This window comes from Bradyrhizobium sp. WU425 (assembly GCF_021052305.1).
Classification (GTDB): domain Bacteria; phylum Pseudomonadota; class Alphaproteobacteria; order Rhizobiales; family Xanthobacteraceae; genus Bradyrhizobium; species Bradyrhizobium canariense_D.
Genome location: NZ_CP088089.1, coordinates 680817 through 705872, shown reverse-complemented (window position 1 = coordinate 705872; position 25056 = coordinate 680817). Strand labels below are relative to the sequence as shown.

At 65.1% G+C, this 25056-nt stretch carries 23 protein-coding genes, 1 tRNA gene and 1 pseudogene; 10 read left to right on the top strand and 15 right to left on the bottom strand.

Annotation, left to right across the window (positions count from 1 at the left end; all coding sequences use genetic code 11):
* Nucleotides 1–75 precede the first annotated feature (75 nt).
* Nucleotides 76–1050 (top strand): ketopantoate reductase family protein, encoded by a 975-nt coding sequence (locus BcanWU425_RS03265; RefSeq protein ID WP_018452981.1) that lies wholly within the window; start codon nucleotides 76–78, stop codon nucleotides 1048–1050.
* A 4-nt stretch (nucleotides 1051–1054) separates the two neighbouring features.
* Here the strand turns inward: BcanWU425_RS03265 and BcanWU425_RS03260 are convergent, their stop codons facing one another.
* On the bottom strand, nucleotides 1055–1753 hold the full coding sequence (locus BcanWU425_RS03260) for an alpha/beta hydrolase family protein (RefSeq protein WP_018452980.1): 699 nt from the start codon (nucleotides 1751–1753) through the stop codon (nucleotides 1055–1057).
* A 121-nt stretch (nucleotides 1754–1874) separates the two neighbouring features.
* Between BcanWU425_RS03260 and BcanWU425_RS03255 the strand changes: the two are divergent.
* A pseudogene (locus BcanWU425_RS03255) lies at nucleotides 1875–3020 on the top strand (acyl-CoA dehydrogenase family protein).
* Between the two features lie 26 nt (nucleotides 3021–3046).
* On the opposite strand, the gene BcanWU425_RS03250 reads toward BcanWU425_RS03255, so the two are convergent.
* The 6 genes from BcanWU425_RS03250 to BcanWU425_RS03225 all read right to left on the bottom strand — a co-directional run bounded on the left by BcanWU425_RS03250 (nucleotide 3047) and on the right by BcanWU425_RS03225 (nucleotide 8070).
* Nucleotides 3047–4186, bottom strand: coding sequence for an amidohydrolase/deacetylase family metallohydrolase (locus tag BcanWU425_RS03250; RefSeq protein WP_018452978.1), 1140 nt, complete (start codon nucleotides 4184–4186; stop codon nucleotides 3047–3049).
* A 124-nt stretch (nucleotides 4187–4310) separates the two neighbouring features.
* Nucleotides 4311–4387, bottom strand: a tRNA-Arg gene (locus tag BcanWU425_RS03245).
* Nucleotides 4388–4484: 97 nt separating this feature from the next.
* Nucleotides 4485–5441, bottom strand: a complete 957-nt coding sequence (locus BcanWU425_RS03240; RefSeq protein WP_018452977.1) for a tripartite tricarboxylate transporter substrate-binding protein — start codon at nucleotides 5439–5441, stop codon at nucleotides 4485–4487.
* A gap of 48 nt (nucleotides 5442–5489) precedes the next feature.
* Nucleotides 5490–5861 (bottom strand): cupin domain-containing protein, encoded by a 372-nt coding sequence (locus BcanWU425_RS03235; protein WP_018452976.1) that lies wholly within the window; start codon nucleotides 5859–5861, stop codon nucleotides 5490–5492.
* A 26-nt stretch (nucleotides 5862–5887) separates the two neighbouring features.
* On the bottom strand, nucleotides 5888–6526 hold the full coding sequence (locus tag BcanWU425_RS03230; protein WP_204514026.1) for an RraA family protein: 639 nt from the start codon (nucleotides 6524–6526) through the stop codon (nucleotides 5888–5890).
* Between the two features lie 26 nt (nucleotides 6527–6552).
* A complete protein-coding gene (locus BcanWU425_RS03225) occupies nucleotides 6553–8070 on the bottom strand; it encodes an AMP-binding protein (protein WP_231189764.1) in 1518 nt (505 codons plus the stop codon).
* A 208-nt stretch (nucleotides 8071–8278) separates the two neighbouring features.
* Here BcanWU425_RS03225 and BcanWU425_RS03220 point away from each other — a divergent pair, with 208 nt between their 5' ends.
* The gene (locus BcanWU425_RS03220; protein WP_085384088.1) at nucleotides 8279–8911 is read left to right on the top strand and encodes a hypothetical protein; all 633 of its coding nucleotides are present in this window, start codon (nucleotides 8279–8281) and stop codon (nucleotides 8909–8911) included.
* 117 nt (nucleotides 8912–9028) lie between these two features.
* Here the strand turns inward: BcanWU425_RS03220 and BcanWU425_RS03215 are convergent, their stop codons facing one another.
* Both BcanWU425_RS03215 and BcanWU425_RS03210 read right to left on the bottom strand, forming a co-directional pair.
* Nucleotides 9029–9244: a hypothetical protein gene (locus tag BcanWU425_RS03215; protein ID WP_085358825.1), complete on the bottom strand. Its 216-nt coding sequence runs from the start codon at nucleotides 9242–9244 to the stop codon at nucleotides 9029–9031.
* A 28-nt stretch (nucleotides 9245–9272) separates the two neighbouring features.
* On the bottom strand, nucleotides 9273–10280 hold the full coding sequence (locus tag BcanWU425_RS03210; RefSeq protein ID WP_085351619.1) for a 2-dehydropantoate 2-reductase: 1008 nt from the start codon (nucleotides 10278–10280) through the stop codon (nucleotides 9273–9275).
* Between the two features lie 158 nt (nucleotides 10281–10438).
* Between BcanWU425_RS03210 and BcanWU425_RS03205 the strand changes: the two genes are divergently transcribed.
* The gene (locus BcanWU425_RS03205) at nucleotides 10439–11020 is read left to right on the top strand and encodes a YidB family protein (RefSeq protein ID WP_231189762.1); all 582 of its coding nucleotides are present in this window, start codon (nucleotides 10439–10441) and stop codon (nucleotides 11018–11020) included.
* Nucleotides 11021–11050: 30 nt separating this feature from the next.
* Complete coding sequence (locus BcanWU425_RS03200) at nucleotides 11051–11323, top strand: GlsB/YeaQ/YmgE family stress response membrane protein (RefSeq protein ID WP_085384090.1); 273 nt, start codon at nucleotides 11051–11053, stop codon at nucleotides 11321–11323.
* A 183-nt stretch (nucleotides 11324–11506) separates the two neighbouring features.
* Here the strand turns inward: BcanWU425_RS03200 and BcanWU425_RS03195 are convergent, their stop codons facing one another.
* Nucleotides 11507–12292, bottom strand: coding sequence for an SDR family NAD(P)-dependent oxidoreductase (locus tag BcanWU425_RS03195; protein WP_204512776.1), 786 nt, complete (start codon nucleotides 12290–12292; stop codon nucleotides 11507–11509).
* A 238-nt stretch (nucleotides 12293–12530) separates the two neighbouring features.
* On the opposite strand from BcanWU425_RS03195, the gene BcanWU425_RS03190 reads away from it, so the two are divergent.
* From BcanWU425_RS03190 to BcanWU425_RS03180, 3 genes are read left to right on the top strand one after another with little or no spacing between them, the layout of a single operon-like run.
* Nucleotides 12531–13601 (top strand): acyl-CoA dehydrogenase family protein, encoded by a 1071-nt coding sequence (locus BcanWU425_RS03190; RefSeq protein ID WP_085358868.1) that lies wholly within the window; start codon nucleotides 12531–12533, stop codon nucleotides 13599–13601.
* A 17-nt stretch (nucleotides 13602–13618) separates the two neighbouring features.
* A complete protein-coding gene (locus BcanWU425_RS03185) occupies nucleotides 13619–14779 on the top strand; it encodes an acyl-CoA dehydrogenase family protein (RefSeq protein WP_085351673.1) in 1161 nt (386 codons plus the stop codon).
* 15 nt (nucleotides 14780–14794) lie between these two features.
* Nucleotides 14795–15613, top strand: coding sequence for an enoyl-CoA hydratase/isomerase family protein (locus tag BcanWU425_RS03180; protein WP_204512777.1), 819 nt, complete (start codon nucleotides 14795–14797; stop codon nucleotides 15611–15613).
* A 101-nt stretch (nucleotides 15614–15714) separates the two neighbouring features.
* Here the strand turns inward: BcanWU425_RS03180 and BcanWU425_RS03175 are convergent, their stop codons facing one another.
* From BcanWU425_RS03175 to BcanWU425_RS03160, 4 genes are all read right to left on the bottom strand, one after another.
* Complete coding sequence (locus BcanWU425_RS03175; RefSeq protein WP_204512778.1) at nucleotides 15715–17883, bottom strand: acetate--CoA ligase family protein; 2169 nt, start codon at nucleotides 17881–17883, stop codon at nucleotides 15715–15717.
* A gap of 136 nt (nucleotides 17884–18019) precedes the next feature.
* Nucleotides 18020–18772 carry a hypothetical protein gene (locus BcanWU425_RS03170; RefSeq protein ID WP_026232430.1) on the bottom strand — a complete coding sequence of 251 codons (753 nt, stop codon included), beginning with the start codon at nucleotides 18770–18772 and terminating at the stop codon, nucleotides 18020–18022.
* Nucleotides 18773–18774: 2 nt separating this feature from the next.
* Nucleotides 18775–19566 carry an enoyl-CoA hydratase gene (locus BcanWU425_RS03165; protein ID WP_085351625.1) on the bottom strand — a complete coding sequence of 264 codons (792 nt, stop codon included), beginning with the start codon at nucleotides 19564–19566 and terminating at the stop codon, nucleotides 18775–18777.
* A 134-nt stretch (nucleotides 19567–19700) separates the two neighbouring features.
* Nucleotides 19701–20906, bottom strand: a complete 1206-nt coding sequence (locus tag BcanWU425_RS03160; RefSeq protein ID WP_018452962.1) for an ABC transporter substrate-binding protein — start codon at nucleotides 20904–20906, stop codon at nucleotides 19701–19703.
* Between the two features lie 254 nt (nucleotides 20907–21160).
* On the opposite strand from BcanWU425_RS03160, the gene BcanWU425_RS03155 reads away from it, so the two are divergent.
* Nucleotides 21161–22000, top strand: a complete 840-nt coding sequence (locus BcanWU425_RS03155) for a thermonuclease family protein (RefSeq protein ID WP_018452961.1) — start codon at nucleotides 21161–21163, stop codon at nucleotides 21998–22000.
* Between the two features lie 134 nt (nucleotides 22001–22134).
* A complete protein-coding gene (locus tag BcanWU425_RS03150; RefSeq protein ID WP_018452960.1) occupies nucleotides 22135–23526 on the top strand; it encodes a M48 family metalloprotease in 1392 nt (463 codons plus the stop codon).
* A gap of 198 nt (nucleotides 23527–23724) precedes the next feature.
* Here the strand turns inward: BcanWU425_RS03150 and BcanWU425_RS03145 are convergent, their stop codons facing one another.
* A complete protein-coding gene (locus BcanWU425_RS03145) occupies nucleotides 23725–25050 on the bottom strand; it encodes an MFS transporter (protein WP_007604615.1) in 1326 nt (441 codons plus the stop codon).
* Nucleotides 25051–25056: the final 6 nt, after the last annotated feature.

Here is a 25056-nt window from a genome sequence, read left to right as displayed (position 1 = left end):
CAGCCGCGTCCATCGCATGGCGGCTTGTGTCATGCTGCCGCGGGGCGGCATCAAGGGATCAGGGACGGACATCACATGCGCATCTGCATTTTCGGCGCGGGCGCCGTCGGCAGCCATCTTGCAGTTCGGTTGGCCCGCGCCGGCCACGAGGTCTCGTGCGTGATGCGGGGCGCGCACCTGGAGGCGGTCCGGGCCAACGGCCTCAAGCTGCGCGTCGGCGATTCCGAGGTCTCCGCCAAGGTGAACGCCTCCGGCGATCCGGCCCAGCTCGGCCCGCAGGACGTCGTGATCAGCACCTTGAAGGCGACCGCGTTGACCGGGCTGGTCTCCAGTCTCAAGCCGCTGCTGCAGGACAACACCGCGATCGTGTTCGCGCAGAACGGCATTCCCTGGTGGTACCGGATCGGCCTGCCGCCGCGGCACCCGACCCCGCCGGACATTTCCTTCCTCGACCCGGGCGGACGCCTGCGCGCCTGCATTCCGAAAGAGCGGATCGTCGGCGGCGTAGTCTTCTCCTCCAACGAGGTGATCGCGCCCGGCGTGGTGCAGAACCTGACGCCGGACCGCAACCGCCTGCTGATCGGCGAATGTGACGACCGCAATTGCGAGCGCATCACGACGCTCCGCGGTGTCTTCAGCGACGCACGGCTGGAATCGCCGCCGGTCGCCGAGATCCGCGAGGCGATCTGGTCAAAGCTGCTGACCAACATGTCACTGTCGGTGCTGTGCCTGCTCACCGGCCAGACCGCGCGCGGCGTGCGCGATGACCCCGCCTTTGCGGATGTCATTCCGCGGATGCTGAACGAGGCCAACGAGATCGCTCAGCATTTTATCCCCGAGGTCAAGCGCGTATCACGCAGCGGCCCCGCCCCCAACCACAAGCCGTCGCTGCTGCAGGATTACGAGCTCGGCCGCGCCATGGAGATCGACGTCCTGGTAAAGGCGCCCCAAGCCTTCGCGCGCACCGCCGGCCTGTCGACGCCGACGCTCGACTTGATCGCCGCGCTCGCGATCCAGAAGGCGCGCGACAAGGGGCTATATTCGGCGTGAGATTTCAGGCGAGGCTGTCGATCCAGGCCGCGAGCGTATCAAGCACCTCTGTCAGCGCCTCTTCATTGGTGCGGCCGGACTTTTTCAGCACCGCGAAGGAGTGATCGCCGCCTTCGATCTCATGCAGCGTCGCCTTCGGGGCAAGAGCGGCGATGACCGGCTTGAGGAGGCCGAGATCGGCGAGCCCGTCGCGGGTGCCTTGCAGGAACAGCATCGGGATCTCGACATGGGCGAGATGCTCGGCGCGCTCCGTCGACGGCTTCTTGTCGGCGTGCAGGGGAAAACCGAGGAAGGCGAGCCCTTTGACATCAGGCAGCGGAGCCTTGGACTGCGCCTGCGAGGTCATGCGCCCGCCGAAGGATTTTCCACCCGCAACGAGCATCACACCCGGGCAGAGCCGCGCGGCTTCCTCGACTGCCACGCGGATCGTGGCGTGGGCGACCGCAGGCTGGTCGGGACGGCCCTGCTTGTTTTCCATGTAAGGAAAATTGAAGCGGAAGGTCGCGATGTCGCGAGCAGCGAGCCCCTCCGCAATCTTGTCCATCGATGCATGCCGCATCCCTGCACCGGCACCATGCGCCAGGACGTAGCAGGCGCGCGCCTTGTCCGGCTGCGTCAGGATCGCGGAGACCGTGCCGATGCGCGCGATGTCGAGCTTGAGCTCTTTGGTTTTGACGGTTTGGATTTTGACAGCCACAATCAACCATCCCGATAGACGCTGCTCCGGCCGCCTTGGTAGCGTCACCGGCACAGCCTGAAAACACAATAATTGCCGCCAAAGGCTGGCCTAACCAGGCCGGCAAGCCGCATTGACCGAGGTGACCATGTCCTACCGCTCCTCCTGGATGACCGAAGAGCTCGAAATCTTCCGCGACCAGTTCCGGAAGTATCTTGCCAAGGATCTGGCCCCGCATGCCGAAAAATGGCGCGAGCAGAAGATGGTCGACCGCTTTGCCTGGCGCGGGCTCGGCGAGATGGGCGCGCTGCTGGCAAGCGTGCCGGAGGAATATGGCGGCCTGGGCGCCACCTTCGCCTATGATGCCGCCGTGCTCGACGACCTCGAAAGCACGGTGCCGGAGCTGACGACCGGCGTCTCCGTGCACAGCGCCATCGTCGCGCACTACATCCTCAATTACGGCTCGGAGGAGCAGAAGAAGCGCTGGCTGCCGAAGATGGCTTCAGGCGAGATGGTCGGCGCCATCGCCATGACCGAGCCCGGCACCGGCTCGGATTTGCAGGCCGTCAAGACCACCGCCAGGAAGCAGGGCAATTCCTACGTCATCAACGGACAGAAGACCTTCATCACCAACGGCCAGGCTGCCGACCTCGTCATCGTGGTTGCGCGCACCGGCGATGTCGGCGCCAAGGGCATTTCGCTGATCGTGGTCGAAACCTCAAGCGCGGATGGATAAAAGCGCGGGCGCAACCTCGACAAGATCGGCCTGCATGCCTCCGACACGTCTGAGCTGTTCTTCGACAACGTCGCGGTGCCGCCGGACAATTTGCTCGGCGGCGAGGAAGGCCAGGGCTTCGTGCAGCTGATGCAGCAATTGCCGCAGGAGCGCCTCGCGCTCGCGGTCGGCGCGGTCGCGGCTATGGAGCGCGCGATAAAACTCACCGTCGACTACACCAAGGAGCGCAAGGCCTTCGGCAAGCCGCTGATGGATTTCCAGAACACCGCCTTCAAGCTCGCCGAGCGCAAGACCGAAGCGATGATCGCGCGCGTCTTCGTCGACTGGTGCATCGAGCGGCTGGTCGCAAAGGACCTCGACACCGTCACGGCGTCGATGGCGAAATATTGGTGCTCGGAGAAGCAGGTCGAGACCGCCGACGAATGCCTGCAGCTGTTCGGCGGCTACGGCTATATGCAGGAATATCCGATCTCGCGCATCTTCATCGATTCCCGCATCCAGAAGATCTATGGCGGGACGAACGAGATCATGAAGCTGTTGATCGCGAGGTCGTTGTAATCAAGCCGGCGTGAACGGCCTGCCGCTCAATTCGGATGCCACCACCGGCCGCCGATCACGACGCCTTCGGAGACGATCTTGCGGTCGCCGATCAGGTGCTCGCCGACGACGTCCTCATAGTCGAACTGGCCTTCCCTCACCGAGATCAGCGTGGCGTCGCCGACGCTGCCCGGCTTGAGGCTGCCGAGCTCGGGGCGCCGCAGCGCCATCGCGGCGTTGACGGTCGAGGTTGCGATGACGTCGGACAGCGGCATGCCCATGCACAGGAATTTCGACAGGGTCGTCACCTGATCGAAGGCCGGGCCGTCGATGCAGAGCTGATGAATGTCGGACGAGATGGTGTCGGGATAGAAGCCGTTGGCGAGCATCGCACGCGCGGTCTTGAATGCGAACGAGCCCTTGCCGTGGCCGATGTCGAACAGCACGCCGCGCTCGCGGGCGTCGAGCACCGCCCGCTTCACCGTGCCCTGCGCGGTCGCAGGCGTGTTGGGGAAGGGACGGAACGCATGGGTGAGCACGTCGCCGGGGCGCAGGCGCGCCAGCACCTCCTCGTAGCTCGGCGGCGGATGATCGATATGCGCCATCAGGGGCATGCCGACCTCGTTCGCGACCTCGAGCGCGATGTCGAGCGGCACGACGCCCGACGTGCCCGAGGAATGCAGCCCCACGCGCACCTTGATGCCGACGATGAGATCGCGGTTGGCGTCGGCCACCTTGGCCGCCTCGATCGGATTCATCAGCCGCAGCTCCTCGCTCTCGCCGACCATGATCCGGTGCGAGAAGCCGAAAATGCCGGCATGCGAGACATGCAGATAAGCGAGGATACGAACCTGGCTCGGCTCGATCACATGCTTGCGGAAGCCCGCGAAATTGCCCGGCCCCGCACTGCCGGTATCGACCGCGGTGGTGACGCCGGAAAGACGGCAGAACTCCTCGGCGTCGATGCCGAGCGACGTGCCGCCCCAATAGACATGGGTGTGGAGATCGATCAGTCCCGGCGTCACGATGTAGCGAGAGACGTCGCGCACCTCGGTGCCCGGATCCGCCTTGAGCCCACTGCCGATCGCCGCGACCTTGCCGCCGGAAAAGGCGACATCGGTCACGGCGTCGAGCTTCTGGGACGGGTCGACCACACGGCCGCCGCGCAGGATCAAATCGAAAGGCATTGTCGTCTCCGGATATGGCAGCGAGGCGGGGCGGCAGTCAGCCCGGGCCAGGAGGAAGCTTCGCGCTTCTAGCAATTTTTGCGCCGACGAGCGTATCAAACGCGACGATTGCTCACTGAAAAACTGGCGATCCCGGGAAGACTCGAACTTCCGACCTACGGTTTAGGAAACCGTCGCTCTATCCGGCTGAGCTACGGGACCGCGGAACCCGCAGAGCGGGTTACCGGGGCTTCATATCAAAGCGGAAGGGGGATCGGAAGCCCTCCGCGTTGCTCAATGCGGAGGGCTGCCGGTCATCTCATGCCCGGATATTGTTGTCCTTGACCACCTTGCCCCAAATGGCGACCTGCTTGTCGAAGAAGGTCTTGAAGGCGGGAGCGTCCTCGAGCAGCAGCGTCATCTGCTGCGTTTCCTTGAGCTGGGCGGCGGTCGCGGGCTCGCTCAGGATCTCCTTGGACGCCGTCGCGAGGCCTGCGACGATGTCCGGCGGCGTGCCGGTGGGCGCGAAGATGCCCCACCAGGCCAGCGTCTCGAAATCCGGAAAGCCCGCCTCGATCGCGGTCGGCGTATCCGGCAGGCCCGGCAGCCGCTCGCGGCCGAGCTGCAGGATCGGACGCAGCATGTTGGTGCCGAGCTGGGCTGCGACCAGCGCCGCAGATCCCGCGATCAGGTCGACATGGCCGCCGAGCACGTCGTTCATTGCGGGGCCTCCGCCGCGATAGGGCACGTGCATGATCTCGACGCCGGCCTTGTTGCCGAGCACGGTCATGGCGAGATGGCCGAGCGTGCCGATGCCGACGGAGGCATATTTCACCGCGCCGGGCGTCGCCTTGCAGGCCGCCACCACGTCGGCAAAGCTCTTGTAGGGGCGGCCTGCACCGGCAGCGATCACGTAAGGCGCGGTGCCGACCAGCAACACCGGCATTAGCTCGCGCTCGACATCGACGGGCGGCTTGTCGAGGATGGAGGGGATCACCGCATGGGAATCGAAGGTGACCAGGAACGTCGAGCCGTCAGGCGGGCTCTTGGCGACCTGCGCCGCGCCGAGCGCGCCTGCCGCGCCCGACTTGTTCTCGACAATGACGATGCGGTTGAGCTTGGTTTGCAGATGGCTCTGGAGCAGCCGCGCCATCGCATCGGTGGATCCGCCCGGCGGAAACGGCACCACCAGTGTGATTTTTGAAGCCTGCGCCAACGCCGGCGTCATCGCGAGAATAGCCGGCGCTGCCAGCAGCGTCCGTCGTGTGATCGTCATGGTATCCCTCCCCTGTTTTCTCGCGCCCGGCTTTTGCTCTTTGGCGCTTTAAGTGGTCCCGAAACCGGATCCCGCTTTTCTGTATTCTGGCCGCGGCGGACTGAAGATGTCCAGCACGCGGGCGCCGTCGGGGCCGGCGCGCATGGTGTGCGGCACATTACCCGGCGTGCGCCAGAAGTCGCCTTTCTTCACGGCAATCTCCTCATCACCCTGGACGCGGATGGCGGAGCCGTCGAGCAGCACGCCCCACTGCTCCTCGGGATGATGGTGCAGCGTGCCTTGCGCATGCGGCGCCAGCGTCACCACCGACAGCATCGCCTGCTCGCCGGAGAAGATGCGCGTGGTCACCCCTGCCGCGAGCTCGCGAAACAACCCGTCGCCGTTATCGTCGAGATTGTGGAATTCGTCCTGCTGGCTCACGCCGCCCTCCTCTTCATTCTCGCTGATCAGGATTTGCCATACGAGCCTTGATAACGGCCCTCGCGGATCGCCTTCAGCGTCTCCTCCTCGCGCGCGACCTGGGCTCGCACGGCGTCGAGCAGCGCCGCGGCACCGGCGGCGGCAAACGACACCACGCCGTCCTCGTCTCCGACGACGATGTCGCCGGGCGAGATCACGCTGCCGCCGATCGAAACAGGCACGTTGATCTCGCCGGGGCCGTTCTTGTAAGGGCCGCGGTGGATCACCGCGCGGGCATAGCAGGGAAAGTCATCGGCAGCGAACGCCGCGACGTCGCGGATCGCGCCGTCGATGACGTAGCCTTCGGCTTTGCGCCATTGCGCGATGTTCTTCATGATCTCACCGACCAGCGCGCGGGTCTCGTCGCCGCCGCCATCGACCACGATGACGTCGCCGGGGCCCACCAGCTCGAGCGCGCGGTGGATGGCGAGATTGTCACCGGGACGGGTGCGGACCGTGAAGGCCGTGCCCACCAGCTTGGCACCGCGATGATAGGGTTTGAGCCCCACGGCGCCCGGCAGCCGGCCGAGATTGTCCGAAATGACCGGGGTCGGCGCACCGCGAAAGCCCTCGATGATCGCGGCCGGCGGCTTCGGCACAGCGTTCGCGGCGATGGTGATGGTCATAATCTCGGTCCTTCCCATGAATTCTCTTAATCGGCGTCCGCCCGCGCCTTCGCCGGCCAAATCCGGAACGCGCGCCCCTCCTTCATCCACGCCGCGCGCTCGTCGCGCAACAGCGTGCGGCGAACTTTACCGGAATCGTCGCGTGGTGGGACGGTGACGATCTCGAAGCTCTCCGGGTGCTTGTAGCGGCTGAGCCTGTCTTTGAGGAAATCCGCCATTCCGTCGGCGATGGCTTGGCCGTCCGCATCGCTCTCCGGCTCGATGATGGCGTGCACGCGCTGGCCGAGTTCAGGATCGGGCAATCCCACCACAACGCAGGAGCGCACGCCAGGGCTCTCGGAGACGGCGGCTTCGACCTCGGCGGGATAGATGTTGGCGCCGCCGCGCAGCACCATGTCGGCGAGGCGGTCACCGAGATAAAGGTAGCCTTCCGCATCCAGCCTGCCGATATCGCCCAGCGATTCCCAGCCGTCGGCGCGGCGCTTCGGCTCGGCGCCGAGATAGTGATAGGTGGCGTCATTGCCGTCATTGTTGAGGAAGTAAATCTCGCCGGTCTCACCCGGCGCAACGTCGTTGCCGTCCTCGCCGATGATGCGCAAGCGCGCCGTCTCGCCGATCTTGCCGACCGAGCCCTGGTGCGTCAGCCATTCCTTGCCGGAGATGATGTAGGAGCCCTGTCGCTCGGTGCCGCCATAGAGCTCCCAGATCCGCTCAGGCCCGAGCCAGGCGATCCAGTTCTCCTTCAGCCAGGGTGGCATCGGAGCGGCCATGTGAAAGACGGTTTGCAGGCTCGACACATCGTAGGCGTTGCGCACGTGCTCCGGCAGCGCCCAGATCCGGTGCATCATGGTCGGCACGAAATTGACCCATTGCACGCGCTCGCGCGCGATTTGCCGCAGCGCCTCCTCGGCGTCGAACTTGACGAGGCCGGTGAGCTGGGCGCCGGTGAACAGCGCCTGGTGCGACACGATGAACGGCGCATTGTGGTAGAGCGGACCGGGATTGAGCAGCGAGACCCCGAAGGGGATGTTGAGCGGCGGCGTGGCGACCGTGTCGGTCACCGCCGGCTGGTGATCGAGGATCACCTTCGGGCGGCCGGTCGATCCGCCGCTGGTCATGGCTTTCCAATAGCGCGCCACCGGTGCGGTGAGCGGCTCGTCCGAAAATCCTTCCGGCTCGAAATCCGCTGGCAGACGGTTCGGCGCGTTCCAGTCGGCTTCGCCGCCCACCACCAGCGCCGGCTTCAGGATGTCGAGCACCGCGGCGGCTTCGCCGCGCGGCAGCCGCCATGACAGCGAGGTCGGCGTCGCTCCGCATTTCCACACCGCAAACGAGGTCTCGAAGAACGCATTGCCGTTCGGCAATCCGATAGCCACGAAGTCGCCGGGCTTGACGCCCTTGGCCATGAACGCCCGCGCGCGCCGGTTGGCGCCGCGTTCGAGCGCGTCCCATGTCAGCGTATCCCGCCCGTGACGAACGGCGATCGTGCCTTGCGGTTTGCGCTCGGCGTACCAGCGCGGCACGTCGGACAGGGGCAGCAGCATCAGGCGTTTCCACTTCGTTTTCTTGGCGTCGCCGATGAGGCGAGCGCAGGATGAAGTGACGCTGTGACTCATGCGCCACGTCAAGCAAAAAATGTCAGCATCGCAGCCATGAAATTCCCGGGTTCCATGGGTGACAAGCAGGCCATAAAGGGGCAAAAATCAGCCCGACTCAGTTCGGGTTGAGTTTTGCAAGGAATGCTCTCGTAGAATGTCGGACGTAGTTGCATCGCATCGTGCGGCGCTGGTCGTTGCCGCAGCAGGATTTTTCCTGCTGGCGCCGTCGCATGCCCAGGCACAATGGTGGAAGCGCGCGCCTGTTGACTTCGAGGCCTGCGCCGACGCCGCCGAGAAAGCTACGACCAAATCCGAGAAGACGGCTGCGCTTGCCGACTGCAACGCCAAATTCGCCGGCCGGCGCAAGGCGGGCGGCGGCTATTCCTATTACGATTTCCTCCAGGACCGCAGCTTCGACATCGCCGGGCCCAATCCGACGCCGGAGGAGCAGAAGAAGATCGACGAATCCTACACCGCCTATCTCGCCAATCAGCGCCGCAGCAATGAAGCCGCGCAGGCCACCGCGCGCCAGCAGCGCGAGCAGCAGGAACAACAGGTGCAGCAGCTCCAGCGGGTCGCGTTGCGAACCGAGGTCGAGCGCGTGCCCGTGCCGGTCGAGCGGCCGAAAGTCCAGCAGGCCGCCATCGGCGACGCGCGGCCGCGGCCGAAGGGCACACCCTGCACCAAGGGCTCGTTCTCCTGCGAATGGCCGCGGCTGTCGGATGGATTGAACGACATCAAGAAGCTGTTCAGCCCGACGCCGAGCAAGCCCGCGAAGAAGGGCTGAGCTGCGCCGCCGTCATTGCGAGCGCAGCGAAGCAATCCAGCATCTCTCCGCGGAGGCAGTCTGGATTGCTTCGCTACGCTCGCAATGACGAACTGGGCGGGGATCCGTCTCCTAGCCTCAGTTCGTGTGCTTCTTCTTGCTGCGCTTCGGTTGAGCAACCGGCGCATTCACCGGCGCCGTTGTTGTCGGTGAACTACCCAACTGCGAACGACTCTCCTTCAGGCGCGCGTCATAGCCGGGCGAATTCGTGACGGTCGGCGGCCTTGCCTGAGCAAACGTGGAAGCTGCACATAAGGCGGCGAGCACGACCCCGACCGTCAAACAACGTTTCATCGCACGTCTCCCGTCAGCCGGCGTGAACTCATGCAGCGCCGCGAACCTGCTGCGGCGTCAGCCGCGGCGGACCCTTGCCCGCGGCCTCAGCCTCGTTGATCAGCGCAACAATGCGGCGCGACAGCGGCACGTCGACACTGTTCTGTTCGGCGAGGGCGATGATCGCGCCCTGGAGATAGTCGATCTCGGTCTTGCGGCCCTGCTTCAAATCCTGCCACATCGAGGAACGCGCCTCGGGATCGATCTTCATGGTCCTTCCCAGGATCAGGTCGAAAATCGGATCAGGCAGTCTCAGCAAGGCGGGCGTCCAGGACGACGGGATCGGCGTCGCCGACACCGGTGTGATGCCGGCGGCCCTCATCGCAGCCAGCCCCTCCACCATCTGATCGGCGAACAGCCTTCGCCATTCGCGGTTCGCCAATTGCGCAGCGAGCGGCATATCGGACAAGGCGCTGAGCGCGTTGTTCAAATTGATGATCAGCTTGCCCCATTGCACGCCGGTGATGTCGCGGCTCGCGCGCATCGTGAGCCCCGGCACCGACAGCGCTGCGGCCGTGTTCGTATCATCTTGGCCAACATGAATGTCGCCGGAGGTCGAGCGGTGGAAGCGGCCCTCGCCCATCCCGACCACGTTGAAAGGCACCATGCCGGCGAGCACGCGGCGATCGCCGAGGCGCTCGCGCAACACCGCGACATTGCCGACACCGTTTTGCAGCGAGACGATGACAGCGTCCTGCGGCGCATGCTGCGCGATGTGCTCGGCGACAGCGGCCGTGTCGGCGCTCTTCACCGTGACCAGCACGATGCCGGCGCTGTGCAAGATCGCGGGATCTTCCGATAGCGCGAGTTGGCCCGGATCGAGCTTCTTCTCGGAGCCGTCGAAATCGGTCAGAAGCAGACCGAACCGCTCGATCTCGGCCTTCACCCGCGGTCGCACCAGGAACGCGACGCGGCGACCGGCAGCCGCCAGGGTGCCGCCGACGAAACATCCGATGGCGCCCGCGCCGGCCACCACGATCGGTCGATCCGTCATCATCTTGGCTTGCCCCCTCAACGATCCGCCCTCGATAGCAGAGGCTGTGTCTGCTGCCCATTCCCGGAGTTGCGGCGCAATCGCCTTGTAACCGTCATGACGGCCTCATATGTTTTCGAACGGGGCTTGTTACCGGCAACAAAGCGCCAAGGGAGAACGCCATGGGTTTGCTCGACGTCCTCAACGGCATGCAGAACGGCCCGCGCGGGCCAAGCACGCCGAGTTCACAATCCTCATCCAGCGGCGGCATGTCGCCCATGACCATGGCGCTGCTTGGCCTGCTCGCCTGGAAGGCATTCAAGCATATGAGCGGCAACCAGAGCGGCAGCGCGCCGCAGCCGTCCCCCGCACCGACGCCGACGCATCTCCCCCCGCCGGTGAATGCGGGCGCTGGCGGTGGCCTCGGCGACCTGTTGAAGGGCGACCTTGGCGGCCTGCTCGCGGGCGGCGCGGCCGGCAGCGTGCTCAGCGGCGGGCTCGGCGATCTCCTCAACCAGCTTCAGCAGAGCGGTCATGGCGATACTGCCAATACTTGGGTCGGCAAGGGCGAGAACAAGGCGATCGCTCCAGGCGATCTCGCCAATGCGCTCGGCGCCGACCAGATCGAGAGCCTGTCCGCCCAAAGCGGCCTGTCGCGTGACGAGTTGCTCTCGGGCCTCAGCCAATATCTGCCGCAGGTGGTCGACCATCTGACGCCGGACGGACGGCTGCCGACCGAGCAAGAGATCGCGGGCAGAGTCTGATTGGTTTAGTCAAACGAGGGGAGCACGGACATGAGCATGGGTGGCTTGTTGTGGATCATCGTCGTCGGCTTCGTCGCCGGCCTCATCGCGCGTTGGCTGGCGCCGGGACCGAACAATCCGAGCGGCTTCATCCTCACCACCATCCTCGGCATCGCCGGCGCGTTTCTCGCGACCTTCATCGGCCAGGCCATCGGTCATTACGGCCCCGACCAGGGTGCAGGATTCATCATGGCCACCATCGGCGCCGTGGTGGTGCTGTTCATCTGGCACCGGCTGGTGGCGAGCGGCGTGATCAAGGGGTGACGCTTCAAAACGCGGAAAGCGGCACACCGCCACCTCATCGTCATGCCCGGGCTTGACCCGGGCATCCACGTTTTTTGATCCGCGCGGCGACACGTGGATGGCCGGGTCAAGCCCGGCCATGACGTGGAGAGAGCGGAGGCCGGGTCAAGCCCGGCGACGACGTGGAGAGAATGTGCCGCGCGATCACGTCACCAAATGCATCCCCGCATCCATGCGCACGACTTCGCCGGTCATGTTGCTGGAGGCCGGCATCGCCAGGAAACAGACGAGCTGCGCGATGTGTTCCGCCGATGACGCGACCTTCAGCGGCACCTTCGCCACGACGCTGTCGCGCACCTGCTTGGCGCCCGCCTCGCCGCGGCCCTTGGTGAACCAGGGTGTATCGATATAGCCCGGGCATACCGTGTTGACGCGGATCAGCGGCGCCAGCGCGCGCGACAGCGACAGCGTCATGGTGTTGAGCGCGCCCTTGCTCGCGGCGTATGCGATCGACGATCCGACGCCGCTGATGCCGGCGACCGAGGAGATGTTGACCACGGCGGACGGCCGCCCAGAAGCTTTGGCGCCGGCCTCGAGCAGGCTGCGCGCCGCGCGCACCATCTGGAACGGGCCGATGGTGTTGACGCCGTACAGGCGCTGGAAATCTTCCGCCGACAATCCGTCGAGATCGGCATGGACGACATGCTTGGTGGTGCCGGCATTGTTGACGAGCACGTCGAGCCGGCCCCAGCCGCCAGCTGCCGCGACGATCTTGCGGCAATCGTCATCCTTCGAGACGTCGCCCTGCGCGACCAGAACTTCCGGTGAGCCCGCCTTGCGGCAATGCTCCGCGGTCGCCTCCGCTTCCTTCTGGCTCGAGGAATAGTTGATGACGAGCCGCGCCCCGCTCCGTGCGAGAATTTCCGCGGTCGCAGCACCCAGGCCGGAGGCGGACCCCGTCACGATTGCGCACAAACTGTCCTTTGCCATCCGGATTTCCTTCCCCTTGATTGAGTATCGACGTTCTGTTTAGCGAGTTTGCCGCGCCCTGCAAATCGAGCAAACTCCGCTAAGCGGAATTAGCTCATCGCCCATGCCCGCGCCGCAGGTTGACCTGCGATCAGCGCTTGTCAGGGCCATGGCTTTTTTGGATCATCGGGCGCAAGAAGAACCTGCGCGCCCGCCCCACTGGGGCCGGATGCGCCAATGGCAAAACACGGGGAACGCTGTGGCGGAGAGTGACAATATCGTCGTCGAGACCGCGGAGAAAATCTTCGCCGATCTCGCCGATCCGCAGACCGTCAACAACGACAAGAAGGATTCGTGGCAGGCGCCGCTGTGGCAGGCGCTGAGCGAGGCCGGCCTGCCGCTGGCCTGGGTGCCCGACGATCTCGGCGGCTCCGGCGCGAGTCTGGCCGACGGCTTTGCGCTGCTGAACGCGGCCGGCCGTTTCGCAGTCGCGGTTCCCCTGGCCGAGACCATGCTGGCCGGCTGGCTGCTGGCGCAGGCGAAGATCGCTTCCCCGGAGGGGGAGATGACGGTGCTGCCGGCGTCGCCCAAGGATCGCATCACCCGCGATGCCGATGGTGCGCTCTCCGGCCGCGCCCGCGGCGTGCCCTTCGCAAAGGCGGCAAAGCACTTCGCACTGCTGGCCCACGGCAAGGACGGCGTCGCGGTCGCGCTGGTCGATGCGAGCAAGGGTCGGATCGAGACCGGACTCAATGTCGGCTACGACCACAGCGACACCGTCACGCTCGACAAGGTCCAGCCCGTCACCATCAAGCCCGCCCCGAGCGGCTTTGACCAGACCACAATGATGCTGATGGGCGGCGTCGCGCGTAGCCTTCAGATCGCGGGCGCGCTGGAATCGATGCTCGACATCTCCGTGCGCTATTCCAACGAGCGCGTCGCCTTCGAGAAGAAAATCTCCAAATTCCAGGCGGTGCAGCACAATCTCGCCCGCCTCGCCGGCGAGTCGGCTGCTGCGCTTGCGGCTGCGACTTCCGCGGCCGACGCCATCGCCAACGCCAACGCAAAGTCGTTCGATGACGCGGTCTATCTCGAAGCCGCCTCCGCAAAGATCCGCTGCGCGGAAGCTGCGGAAAAGGGCGGCGCCATTGCGCACCAGGTCCATGGCGCGATCGGCTTCACCCTGGAGCACATCCTGCACCGCTATTCGCTGCGGGCGCTTGCCTGGCGCGACGATTTCGGTTCGGAAAGCCACTGGGCCGTCGAGCTCGGCAAGCTCATTGCCAACCGCGGCGCCGACGAATTGTGGCCGCTCGTGGCTTCGCGCTGATCAGGGACGAGACAACAATGACCGCTGCCCTCCGTTTCGATCCGATCCGCCTGCCCGAGAAATGCGAGCAATTGCGCAAGGAAGTACGCGCCTTCCTCGCGGAGGAAATCGCCGCCGGTACCTTCGATCCGCACAAGCCCAACCGCGAAGACACCGACGCGCCGGAATTCTCCCGCCGGGTCGGCGCCAAGGGTTGGCTCGGCATGACATGGCCGAAAAAATATGGCGGCCAGGAGCGCTCGTTCCTCGAACGTTACGTGGTGACGGAGGAGATGCGCGTCGCCAACGCGCCGACGCGGCGCTTCTTCGTCGCCGATCGCCAGAGCGGGCCGGTGCTGCTGAAATACGCCCCAGAGCACATCAAGATGGACATCCTGCCGCGCATCTGCCGCGGCGAGATCTGCTTCGCGATCGGCATGAGCGAACCGAACTCCGGCTCGGACCTGTTTGCCGCGAAGACCCGCGCGACCAAGACCGACGGCGGCTATCTCATCAATGGCACCAAGATCTGGACCTCGTCGGCGCATATCGCCGACTACATGATCGCGATCTTCCGGACGTCGCAGCCGACCAAGGAAAACCGACGTCACGGCCTGACCCAGTTTCTGGTCAAGATGAAGCAGCCGGGCATCCAGGTGAACCCGATCGGCCAGATCACCGGCCAGTACGAGTTCAACGAGGTCGTGTTCACCGACTTCTTCGTGCCCGACGATCACGTGCTCGGCGAAGTCGACGGCGCCTGGAAGCAGGCGACGAGCGAGCTTGCCTACGAGCGTTCGGGCCCCGAGCGCTTTCTGGAGACCTATTACGTGCTGACCGAGCTGGTTCGCGCCGTTGGTCCCAATCCGGATACGCGCAGTGCCGAAGGGATCGGCCGGCTGGTGGCGCAGCTCCACACCATGCGGCGCATGTCGGTCTCGGTCGCGGGCATGCTGCAAGCCGGCAAGGAGCCCGTCGTCGAAGCCTCCATCGTCAAGGACATCGGCACGGTGTGGGAGCAGCAGCTGCCGCACCGCGTGCGCGATCTCGCCGCCTTCGTCGAGGAGACCGCGACCAACCGCGAGACGCTGGAGCGGCAGCTCGACTTCGCCATCAAGACCGCACCGAAACTCACCATCCAGGGCGGCACCACCGAGGTGCTGCGCGGCATCATCGCCCGCGGGCTTGGCTTGCGCTAATCATTCGAGGACATCATGAGCACCTATAAAGATATCGGCGTCGAAACAGTTGGTCACGTCGGCACCATCGAGATCCGCCGCCCGCCGCTCAACTTCTTCGACATTTCGCTGATCAACCAGATCGCGGACGCACTCGACGAGTTCGATCGCGACATCGAGATTCGCGCCTCGGTGCTATCGGCCCAGGGCAAGGCGTTTTGCGCCGGCGCCAATTTCCAGGACCCGGCACGACAGGCGCAAGAGGCGCGCGAAGCCGATAAGACGGCCAAGGGCGATCCGGCCGACAGCCTCGGGGCGATCAATCATCTCTACATCCAGGCCGTGCGCATCTTCCGCGCCAAGAAGCCGATCGTCGCGGCCGTGCAGGGCGCCGCCATCGGCGGCGGACTGGGCCTCGCGGTCTCGGCGGACTTCCGGGTCACCTGCCCCGAAGCGCGCTTCTCCGCGAACTTTACAAAGCTCGGCTTTCATCCCGGCTTCGGCCTGACTGTGACGCTGCCCGAGCTGATCGGAAAGAACAACGCCGAGCTGATGTTCTACACCAGCCGCCGCGTCACCGGTGAAGAGGCCTTCAAATGGGGCCTCGCCAACGAGCTGGTGCCGCAGGACCAGGTCAAGGCGGCCGCACTGAAGCTCGCCGGTGAAATCGCCGAATGCTCCCCGCTCGGCCTCGTCTCCACCCGCGCCACGATGCGCGCTGGCCTCGCCGATCGCGTGATGGCCGCGACCAATCACGAGCTCGAGGAGCAGACCCGACTGCGCGCCACGGAAGACTTCAAGGAAGGCGTGAAGGCCACGGAAGAGCGGCGGGTCGCGAATTTCAGGGGGCGGTAGGTCCTTTCTTCCTTCTCCCCTTATGGGAGAAGGTGGCGCGAAGCGCCGGATGAGGGGTTGTCTCCGCAAGCCATTCTCTTGCGCTTGTGGAGAGAGACCCCTCACCCGTCTCGCCGCTTCGCGGCGAGCCACCCTCTCCCACAAGGGGAGAGGGATGATCTCCGCCCCACCACCAGCGCGTCCACGATCGTCACGCCCTGCCCTTCCGCGTGCACCAGCACCGGGTTGAGCTCGATCTCCGCGATCTCCTCTGCATGTTGCGCGGCAAGCACGGAAATGTCCGCGATCAACTGCGACACCGCCGCAACATCCGCCATCGCCGCCCCGCGAAATCCCGTCAGCAGCGGCGCGGCTTTCAAGCGCGCCAGCATCGTGCCGGCTTCTTCTGCGCTGACCGGCGCCGGGCGGTAGACGACGTCGCGGAACAATTCGGTCGTGATGCCGCCAAGGCCCACCATCACCATCGGCCCGAACGTCGCGTCTGTCATGGTGCCGACGATGATCTCGACACCCTGCTTCGCCATCGGGCAGACCAGCACGCCCTGAATGGCCGCCTCAGGCCTGTGCTGGCGCACATTGTTGAGCAGCGCCTCGAACGCCAGAAACGCTTCGCCCTTTGTGGTGATATTGACGCGCACGCCGCCGACCTCGCTCTTGTGCGCGATGTCCGGCGACTGGATCTTCAGCACCACCGGAAAGCCGACGCGGGCGACGGCATCATCGAGCTCGCCCTTGTCCTTCACCAGCACTTCATCCGGCAGCGCGATGCCGGCGGCGCGGAGCAATGTCTTGCTGTCGGCTTCCGAGAGCGCAGGCGATTTCAGCTGTGCTGAGATGTCCCGCGCGGGGACTTGCGCCCCGTCCGCGGGCCTCTGCAGCTCGAAGGTGGCATAATCGACGAGCTGCCGCATCGCGACGCCGACATAAGTGAGGCCGGAGAGCACCACGACGCCGGATTTGGCAAGCTCGCGCCGCGCGAAATCGGACGGTACCGTGTAGGAATAGAACACCACCGGCTTGTGCTGCGCGGCCAGCACCGGCGTCAGCTCGGCTTCCTTGAAGGGCTTCCGGACGTCGCTCGACAGCGACAGCACGATCAGGATTGCGTCGATCTCGTCCGACGCGGTGAGCACATCGACGCTCTTTTGCAAGCCGCCCGAGGTCACGCCCTGCGCCGTGACGTCGATCGGGTTGCGCGCGGTGCCGTAGGACGGCATCAGCGCGCTGATCTCCGCCTGGACTTTTTCGGAGAGCTCCGGCACCTGCAAGCCTTGCAGCGCCACGGCATCGGCGCCCCAGATGCCGGCGCCGCCGGAGACGGTGACCACGGCGACGCGATCGCCTTTCGGCAACGGATTGCTCGCAAGCACAGCTGCGATCGTCAGCGCCTCGTCGAGATCGTTGGAGACGATGAAGCCATATTTGGCGAACACCGCGTCGTAGGCCGCCGACCATCCGGCCATGCTCGCGGTGTGCGAGGCGGCCGCGCGCATCCCGGCGCCGGAGCGGCCGACCTTCGTGACGATGACAGGCTTTTTCAGTTCGGCGGCGCGCCGCGCTGCCGCGAGAAACTTGTCGACGTCGCGAATGCCTTCGATGAACAGCAGGATCACGTCCGTTGAAGCGTCCTGCACCATGTAATCCAGAAACTCGCCGGCCCCGAGATCGGATTCGTTGCCGGCACTGACGACATAGCTCACGGCAATGCCGAGCGCACTGGCGCGGTGATAATACGCAAAGCCGATGCCGCCGCTCTGCGCCACGATGCCGATCCGCTTCGTCGTGGCGACCAGCGGCACCACGCTCGGCTTGACGTCCACGGCGGGACTGAACGTCGCCGCCACGCGCTGCTTCTGGCTGAAAAAGCCTTCGGCATTCGGACCGGAAATCCGCATGCCGGTGCGCCTCGCCAGCCCCGCGATCGCGTCCTGCATCGCCGCGCTCTCCCCGCCCTCCTCGGCGAAGCCGGAGGAGATGATAACAGCGTTCTTCACGCCGGCGGCGGCGCATTGTTCGAGCGCGGCGAGCACCGCGCGGGCGGGGATGAGGATGATTGCGAGATCGACCGGCGCGCCGATGTCGGTGATCGATTTGTAGCAAATGAGGCCGTCGATCTCGGCGTAGTTCGGGTTCACCGGATAGATTTTTCCGGGATACTCGTTCTTGCGCAACATCGACAGCAGGCGCCCCGGAATCTTCTCGTGATCGCGCGAAGCACCGATCAGCGCGATGCTGGCGGGTGCAAAGAAGCTGTCGAGCGGATGCGGCATGTGCAGATTCCAATTGTCGGTCTGGCGCTACCCCCGTCATGGCCGGGCCTGTCTCGCCTGCGCGGCCGAAGCCGCTTCGGCCGCGCAGGCGGGACAGGCCTGGCCATGACGACACAACGAGAACTAGCGCAAGTGGTCAAGCAGCGAGCCGAAATGTCACGCCGCTCAGCAGAAACTCATTGCCCGCCACCGCGAGCCCCTTGGCCTTGGCGGCATGCAGCACCTGGGCCACATCTGTCACCTGAAACTCCAGCGCGCTCATGATTTCGCTGGCGCCCTTCACGAACCGGAAGGTCGCGTTGGTCAGCTTCAGTTCGACATCGCCACTCGGCGCCACGCCGATGAGCTTGCCCCAATGCTCGGCCAGCCCTTGCGGGTCCGGGCTCTGTATTTCCACGCTCGTCAACGCCTGCGTCACGTCCTTGCGGATGAATTTATGCCAGTCTGGCCCCGCTGGCGGATAAGGCCCCAAAATGTCGTCGCTGCCTTCGGTGTGGTTGAACTCGATGAAGGCGGCGCGACAGTCGCGGGGATGGAGCTGCACGCCGTGATAGGGCGCGTGGTCGATCACGTTGGCGGTGCGCACGCCCAGAGCGTTGGCGTTACGGCCGCGCTCGTCGGGATCGTTGCAGCAGAAGATCGCCATGTAGCCGCCGCGGCCGCCGCTCTTCTCGATGAAGCGGCCGGCCGTGGTGCCCTCCTTGAACGGCGCGACCACCTCCAGCAGGATCGTGTCGACCGGCAGCAGCGCGTTCTCCAGGCCGTATTTCGCGACGTTGCCGTCGCGGTAGCAGACAGCGAGGCCCATGATGTCAGCGATATCCGCGATCACGGGCGCGAGCTGCGGCGCGACCAGGCAGATCTGCCGCAACCGCATATAGGGCGCCATCGTCATGCGCCCTTGAAGGTCGGCTTGCGCTTCTCGACGAACGCCTTTGCGGCCTCCTTGTGATCCTCGGTATCGCTGCAGCGGGTGTGATGGATCGCCTCGCCGTCGAAGCAATCCTCCAGCGCGAGATGCTCGGCATTGTTGATGTTGCGCTTGATGAAGCCAAGCGCGATCGACGGGCCCTGCGCCAGCGACAGTGCGAGCTCGTGCGCGGCCGTATCGATCTCGGCGTCGGGAACAACCTTGGTCACCATGCCGATCGCATGTGCTTCCTTCGCGGTCAGCACCGGCGAGGTCAGATAGAGCTCGCGCGCCCGCGCACTGCCGAGCAGCTGGGTGAGGAAATAGGTGCCGCCGTAATCGCCGGAGAAGCCGACTTTTGCGAAGGCGGTGGTGATCTTGCAGGATTCGGAAGCGACGCGGAGGTCACACGACAGCGCCATCGACAGACCCGCGCCGGCGGCAGCTCCATCGAGCTGTGCCACCACGGGCTTTGGCATCTGGTGCAGGATACGCGACACTTCCATGCCGCGGCGCAGGTTCGCCATTTTCACTTCGAACGGCAGCGGCGCCCGGCCCTCCGCCATCGACTTGACGTCGCCGCCGACGCAGAAGGAGCCGCCCGCGCCCTTGAACAAGACCGCGCGCACCTCCGGATCATCCGCCGCGCGCCGTGCCGCCACGACCAGCCCGGCCACCATGTCCGGGTTGAGCGCGTTCTTGCGCTCGGGCCGGTTCATGGTGATGGTGAGCAGCCCGCCTTCGAGCTTCTGCAGGACCATGTCGTTGCTCATGGGACGTCTCCCTTGTTGTTGTTTGCTTCGGTCTATCGACGCTCGTCATTGCGAGCGAAGCGAAGCAATCCAGAGATGTTTCCGCGGAGACAGTCTGGATTGCTTCGTCGCTTCGTTCCTCGCAATGACGGTGTTTATTTCTTCACCAACGGGCAGCGCGACTGCTCCAGCGACTGGAACGCCTCGCTGCCGGGCACGGTGGCGAGCAGCTTGTAGTCGTCCCAGCGGCCCTTGGATTCCGACGGCTTCTTGACCTCGAACAGGTACATGTCGTGCAGCATGCGGCCGTCCTCGCGGATCTTGCCGTTCTTGGCGAAGAAGTCGTTGATCGGCGTCTCCTTCATCACTTTCATCACCGTCGCAGCGTCGGTCGTGCCGGCTGCCTTCACCGCTTTCAGATAGTGAGTCACGGACGAATAGACACCAGCTTGCGCCGAGGTCGGCGGCCGCTTCATACGCTCCTGGAAGCGCTTCGAGAACGCGCGGGTGTCATCGTTGAGATCCCAGTAGAAGGCTTCCGCCAGCAACAGGCCCTGCGCGGTCTCGAGTCCGATGGAGTCGATATCGGTCACGAAGGCGAGCAGCGGCGAGACCTTCTGGCCGCCCTTGGTGATGCCGAACTCGGCCGCCTGCTTGATGGCGTTGACGGTGTCGCCGCCGGCATTCGCAAGCCCGATCACCTTGGCTTTCGAGGCTTGGGCCTGGAGCAGGAACGACGAGAAATCCGACGTGTTGAGCGGATGGCGCACGCTGCCGAGCACCTTGCCGCCGGTCTTGGTCACGACGGCGCTGGTGTCCTTTTCCAGATCCTGGCCGAAGGCGTAGTCGGCGGTGAGGAAGTACCAAGTGTCGAGGCCCGACTTCACGGCCGCAAGGCCGGTCACATTGGCCTGACCGTAGGTGTCGAACACGTAGTGAATGGTATAGGGACCGCAGGCCTCGTTGGTGAGGCGGATCGAGCCCGGGCCGTTGAACATGATGATCTTGTTGCGCGCTTTCGCGATCTCGCCGGCGGCGAGCGCGGTCGCGGAGGCCGCGACGTCATAGATCATTTCGACGCCCTGATTGTCGAGCATGTCGCGGGCGATATTGGCGGAGAGATCGGCCTTGTTCTGATGGTCGGCAGCCAGCACCTGGATCTTGCGGCCGAGCACCTCACCGCCAAAGTCCTCCACGGCCATCTTGGCCGCGGTCTCGCTGCCGGGGCCGGTGATGTCGGCATAAAGGCTCGACATGTCGAGGATGCCGCCGATCTTCAGTGGCGGCTTGTCCTGGGCCTGCACGGCGCTCGCGCTCAGCGCCAACGCAGCGGCAAAAATGCCCGACAAAACATGCTTCATCGAAAAGACCTCCCTTATCGCGCCGTACTCTGATGGCGGCTTGGTTATTGCTGTTACCGCAATCATGCCGCATGCGCGACAGCGCAGCAAGCGCACGGGACGATGCAGATGAACGATCAACACGCGCTTTCCGCAAAGCGGAATGACGAGATGCGGAAGAGTGCCTCCGCCGTCATTGCGAGCGCAGCGAAGCAATCCAGGATCTTTCCTCGGAGGGACTCTGGATTGCTTCCCTGCGCTCGCAATGACGGAGTATGAACAAACAGTCTTCGCGCCCCACCGCGCTTGAGTTATGGTTGGAGCGCAACGCAACCTTTCCGGGCAACGTGACGCGACTGCTTCATCTCATCGTCGCATGTCTTCTGGTCGCGGCTCGCGGTGCGTCCGCCACGCCGTGCCAGTTCGAGTCCCAGGGCGAAGGCCGCGTCACCGCGATCGATGCGCGCAGTCTGCGTCTCGATGACGGCCGGGAAATCCGCTTGACCGGCATCGAGCCGACCGCAACCACGAAGCAGGCGCTGACGACGCTGCTCGTCGGTCGCGACGTTATTTTGCGCAGCGCCGACGACACGCCCGACCGCTATGGCCGCCAGGGCGCGCTGGTCTTTGTCGGCGAGAGCGACATCTCCGTGCAGGCGACGCTCCTCGCCGAGGGCGACGCCATCGTCTCCGCCGAGATCGCCGATAAGGACTGCGCGGCCGCCCTGATGGCGGCGGAGGCCGAGGCAAGGCGCCAAAAAAAGGGCAGCTGGGCTGACCTGTCGGCCATAAAAAACGCGGAAAGTCCGGACGATATTTTGGCGGGGATCGGGCGTTTTGTGGTGGTCGAGGGCAAAGTCCTGTCGGTCCGGCAAGCTGGGGCAATGACCTACCTCAACTTCGGACGAAACTGGACACGCGGCTTCGCCGTGACTATTTCAAAGCGCATGATACCCGCGTTCGAAAGCGCCGGGATCGCCCTTAAGTCTCTGGAAAATAAGCGTATTCGTGTCAGGGGCTGGGCTGAGGGGAATACGGGGCCGCGTATCGATGTACGCCTCGTGGGACAAATCGAGTTGCTGGGCGCAAACGAGCCGACAGGGGTAAGGCCCTAAAAAGGGCCAGGCACGGGTTAAGCGACGTGAATGGGGTGCTAGGACGGCACGGACGAGGTGAACGCCGCCGCCTGCGGGCAGCGCCGGCTGCGCTATGCCTCGTGCTGGGTTCAGCCCTCGCCGGTTGCGGCGATATGGGCCGGTTCCAGACCGCGGCGGCGCCCCCGACCGTCGCAATGCCCAAGCCGAAGCCGGCCGTCGCGCAGACCCCCGCCACCGAAAAGGAGCACGAGCGCATCCTGGCGAGCTACGGCGGCACATATGACGACCCCAGGCTCGAATCGCTCGTCACCAAGACCGTCGACCGCCTGGTCGCAGCGTCCGACCGCCCCGATCAGGGTTACAGGGTCACGATCCTCAATTCCGGCGCGGTGAACGCCTTCGCGCTGCCGAACGGCCAGCTCTATGTCACGCGCGGTCTTCTTGCGCTGGCGAGCGATACGTCGGAATTGTCCTCCGTGCTCAGCCACGAGATGGCGCATGTGCTGTCCAAGCACGCCGCGATGCGCGAGGACCAGGCCCGCCAGGCCGCGATCGTCACCCGCGTCGTCACCGACATGAGCAACGATCCCGATCTCACCGCGCTGGCGCTCGCCAAGACCAAGCTGACCATGGCGAGCTTTTCGCGCAATCAGGAGTTCGAGGCCGACGGCGTCGGCGTCGGCATCTCCGCCAAGGCCCATTTCGATCCTTATGGTGCTGCACGCTTTCTCTCGGCGATGGAGCGCAATGCCGAGCTGAAGGTCGGCAAGACCTCGCTCGATCCGCGGGCGCAGGATTTCACCTCGTCGCATCCGGCAACGCCCGAGCGCGTGCAGAACGCGCAGACCATCGCGCGGCAATACGCAGCGCCAGAGGGCGGCGAACGCGACCGCGAGACCTATCTCGCCGCGATCGACAATCTCGTCTACGGCGAAGACCCCAGCGAAGGTTTTGTCCGTGGCCGGCGCTTCCTGCATCCGAAGCTCGGTTTCACCTTCCAGGCGCCGGACAATTTTACGCTCGACAACACCGCGCAGGCCGTGATCGGCGTGCGCGACGGCGGCTCGCAGGCGATGCGCTTCGACGTCGTGCGGGTGCCGGCCGAACAGTCGCTGGGCGATTACCTGAATTCCGGCTGGATGGAGGGCGTCGAGAAGGCCTCCACCGAGGACATCACCATCAACGGTTTTCCGGCTGCGTCCGCCACCGCCAAGGGCGACCAGTGGCAGTTCAAGGTCTATGCGCTGCGCTTCGGCAGCGACGTCTACCGCTTCATCTTCGCGGCACGGCAGAAGTCGACCGAGAGCGAGCGCAATGCGCGCGAGACCGTCGGTTCATTCCGCCGCCTGACGCTCGACGAGATCCAGGCCGCGCGCCCGCTGCGCATCAAGGTCATCACCGTACAGCCTGGCGACACCGTGGAATCGCTCTCCCACCGCATGGCCGGCGTCGACCACCCGGCCGAGCGTTTTCGCGTGCTCAACGGGCTCGATCGCAACGCGCAGGTGAAGGTGCGCGATCGTGTGAAGGTCGTGGCGGATTGACGCGCGGTGGTTCCGCAAACTCCGCTGTCGTCCCGGCGTCGGCCGGGACCCATAACCCCAGGGAGCAATTTGGCGGGCGCTGGTCGTTCGGGATTAAGAACACCCGCGTTCGATAGATCACGCGGTATGGGTCCCGGCCCCCGTGCGCAATTGCGCACTAGGCCGGGACGACATTCGCTTGTAGCTGCAGCTCACGCCCTAACCGCCCGCGTCCATATCGCCGGCCTCGCGCTGGCCGCTGAGCCAGAGCGCGAGCAAGGTCCAGAACGCGCCTGACAGCAGGTACGCACCCGAGGCGATGACGCCGAGATTGGTCGCCAGCAACAGAGCGACCAGCGGTGCAAAGCCTGCGCCGAACAGCCAGGCCATGTCGGAGGTCAGCGCCGAGGCCGTGTAGCGATACGCCTGCTTGAAGTTCGAGGCGATCGCACCCGAGGACTGGCCGAACGAGAGGCCGAGCAGGATGAAGCCGATCACCATGTAGATGGTCTCGCCGAACGCGCCGGCATCGAGCAGCTGCGGGGCAAAGCCGCTGTAGATCGCGATCGCGATCGCCGATCCCATCAGCAGCGACTTGCGGCCGACGCGATCGGCGATGACGCCGGAGAGCACGATCGCGCCGACGCCGAACACGGCGGCGACGATCTCGATGATCAGGAAGCGCACCGGGCTTTCGCGGGTGAACAGGAACACCCAGGACAGCGGAAACACCGTGACCATGTGGAACAGCGCGAAGCTCGCCAGCGGCGCAAACGCACCGAGCATGATGTTCTGGCCTTCGCGCGCCACGGTCTCGGAGATGCGCGAGGGTTGCAATTCGCGGGTCTCGAACAGCGAGGCATATTCTTCCGTCGTCACCATGCGCAGGCGCGCGAACAGCGCCACGACGTTGATGGCGAAGGCGACGAAGAACGGATAGCGCCAGCCCCAATCGAAGAAATCGTCGGCCGACAGATTCCCGGCGAAATAGGCGAACAGCCCGCTCGCCACGATCAGACCAAGCGGCGCACCAAGCTGCGGCACCATCGCGTACCAGCCGCGCTTTGAAGGCGGCGCGTTCAGCGCCAGCAGCGAGGCCATGCCGTCCCAGGCGCCGCCCCAGGCCAGACCCTGTGCGATGCGCGCCAGCGCCAGCAGCCAGATCGCGGCAGCGCCGATCTCGTGATAGCCGGGCAGGAACGCGATCGCGACGGTGGCGGTGCCGAGCAGGAACAGCGCCGAGATCAGCTTGGCCGTCTTGCCGTACTCGCGGTCGACCGTCATGAAAATGACGGTGCCGATCGGCCGCGCCATGAAGGCCAGCGCGAAGATCATGAAAGAATAGAGGGTGCCGGTCAGTTCGCTCGTGAACGGGAAGACCAGGCGCGGGAACACGATCACCGAGGCGATCGCGAAAACGAAGAAGTCGAAGAATTCCGAGGTGCGGCCGATGATGACGCCGATGGCGATCTCGCCGGGACTGGCCTGGTCGTGGCCGTGCTCGCCCGAGTGGTCTGCCATTGCGGGGGTCTGTGCCATCGCCATTCGCGC